The organism is Prosthecobacter sp., from assembly GCF_044373815.1.
Taxonomy (GTDB): Bacteria; Verrucomicrobiota; Verrucomicrobiia; order Verrucomicrobiales; family Verrucomicrobiaceae; genus Prosthecobacter.
In genome coordinates this window covers 1-2,510 of record NZ_JBIPNG010000699.1, presented here as the reverse complement: position 1 = coordinate 2,510, position 2,510 = coordinate 1, and the positions used below count along the sequence as shown (strand labels likewise).

Annotated in this window: 2 protein-coding genes and 1 pseudogene; all 3 read right to left on the bottom strand. The window is 59.1% G+C overall.

Translation table 11 applies throughout. From position 1 onward, the window contains the following. Positions 1 to 135, bottom strand: a pseudogene (locus ACIREA_RS30470) (sulfatase); the annotation flags it as partial. Between the two features lie 136 nt (positions 136 to 271). Continuing rightward, complete coding sequence (locus tag ACIREA_RS30465) at positions 272 to 1,666, bottom strand: sulfatase (RefSeq protein WP_397386075.1); 1,395 nt, start codon at positions 1,664 to 1,666, stop codon at positions 272 to 274. A 21-nt stretch (positions 1,667 to 1,687) separates the two neighbouring features. After that, the coding region (locus ACIREA_RS30460) for a sulfatase-like hydrolase/transferase (RefSeq protein WP_397386074.1) at positions 1,688 to 2,510 on the bottom strand (823 nt) is incomplete at its 5' end.

Genomic DNA, 2,510 nt, shown 5'->3' with positions numbered 1-2,510 from the left:
CGGATGCCCATAGCAGCCGAGATCGCCATAACCTAGATCATCCGCGAGGATGATGACGACGTTCGGCTGCTTCGCGGCCAAGGACGAAATCAAAAAGACGAGGAGGGAAAGCAGAGTGATGAAAGGAATCTTCATGTGCGTGGTTGGGCTGCGCCGTGTACTTCACGAAGCCAGATCGGTACTCTTTCGCCAATGCTCGCGCGTTTTGCTGGGGGCTCTTGGTGGCTGGTGAAACGTGGTCACCTTCTGCGTCTTATCTCCGCACCAGCGCTCAATCGCCTTTGTCATCGCCATGCTCGTAGGTCTTCGGCAGCGCAGCCGTCCATGCAGCGAGCTGATCCTTGAGGCGCTTCAAAACCTCGGGTTGTTTGTCCGCCAGATTCGTTTTCTCGCCCGGATCCGTGGCCAGATCGTAGAGCGTGACCTCGCCATTACGCCGGTTTGAACTGTGGAGCTTCCAGTTGTCCGCGAGTATTGTGGGATCGCTCCGCTCGCTATTCGTCTTCCAGAACAGAGGCTTGCTGCGCACATGCACACCGCCGAGCAGCGCCTTCGATGAATCCTCTCCATCGAAATCCGCCGCGTTGATGGAAATGCCCACGAGGGCACAAAGCGAAGGCAGCCAGTCCGCGCCGCTGATCACCGACTGCTCGTCCACACGACCCACAGGCACTTTGGCGGGCCAGCGGGCGATGAAGGGCACGCACACACCGCCTTCGAGATCGGTGTGCTTTCCGCCGCGAAAGTTCGGCCCTGCATAGCCCATCGCGTTGAGTCGGATGGCGTCGATGTCGCTGCCGGCTGGCCCTTTGAGTTTCTTCTTGGGCTTCGCGTCCGCACCTTCCGTATCTCGCAGCGGCGCCGCGCCCTGATCGCTGGAGAAAACCACCAGCGTGTTCTCGCGCAGTCCAAGCTCATCAAGCTTCTGCAACAGGCGCCCGACTTCATCATCCATCGACTTCACGTCCGCGAGAAAAGCCCGCAGGTGTGCGGTGGGATCGCCACCGAGTTTTTTGCAGGTCTCAAATTTCTCCTGCATCGCGGGCGTGAATTTCGATTCGTCCATTTCCAGCGGGCCAAACGCATCTAGGACTGCCTGAGTGGGATGGATGGGATGATGCGAAATGTGGTCCCAGATGTTGATGTAAAACGGCCCCTCCGTGTGCTTTTCGATGAAGCTGATCGCCTGGTCATACATCGGTGCGTCACGTCCGCGCTTGTCATCGAGCTGGCGGTGTTTACCCGTAGCACCCTGGTCGGAACCGATCACATCAATCCCATACGTCCCCGGCTCCAGCACGGTGCCGATGTGCCATTTGCCGAAGTGCCCGGTGGCATAGCCATTCTTCTTCAGCAGCTCCGTGACGGTGACGCGACTGCCGAACCCATAACTGGCAGGATACTTCTGAAACGTGGCGGGAAACTTCCCCGTCATCAGCCCCGTGCGCGCCGGACAGCACGTGACACCCGTGGCATGAAACTTCGTGAAGCGTGTGCCCTCCGCAGCCAGCTTGTCCAGGTTCGGCGTCTTCGCATATGGATGCCCATAGCAGTGCAGATCCCCCCAGCCTAAGTCATCGGCGAGGATGAAGATGATGTTGGGTGGCGTTGCACGGAGTGAGACACACAGCGCGAAAAGACAGAAGACTGGCAGCAGATTTTTCATGACGATAATGCATTCAAAGTTTCAATCCTCCCCTTTGCCACCCGTGGAGTCCGGATTGCGCGGCTCATCGTGCTTCGGCAGCCACTGCTGCAAATCGGCTTTGATCTTGGCAGATTCCGGCTTGGTGGCGAGGTTGCTGCGCTCCAGAGGATCAGTGGTGTGGTCATACAATTCCTCCACACCATCTGCATAGCGGATGTAGCGCCAGCGGTCATTGCGCAGCGCGTGGTTTTTGAAGCCAGCGGTGGTGAGTGCCGGGCGCTCCCAAGCCGCCGCAGGATTTTTGAGCAGTGGCATGAGGCTCACGCCATCGAGGCCAGCCTTGGCGGGCAGTCCGGCCAGTTCCACGAGCGTTGGGTAAAGATCCAGCAGGCTGACTGGATGGGTGCAGGTCTGCTGCGCGGCAATCCCTGGCCCCGAGATGATAAGGGGCACATGGGCTGAGCCTTCGCGCAGGCTGCCCTTGGACCAGTTGTGCTTTTCGCCAAATTCATAGCCGTTGTCGCCGCAGATCACGACGATCGTATGCTCACGATTGGGGCCATCGGTCAGGCCCTTCAGAATGCGCCCCACGCAATCATCCGCATAGCGTGAGGAGGCGAGATAGGCCGAGATCAATTCCTTGCGCCTCTGAATCAGCTCCGCCTCGGTCTTGTGCGTTTTTTCGCGCACAGACTCAGGCAGCCCCGCGCTTTCATCGGCAGCCAGATTAGGCATAGTGATGCTCCCGGGCGGGAAGAGATCGAAGTACTCCTGAGGCACGTACCAAGGCGTGTGCGGCTTCACGATGCCGCAGGCCAGGAAGAAGGGCTCCTCATGCGGCTTCGTCAAAAACTCCGCCGCC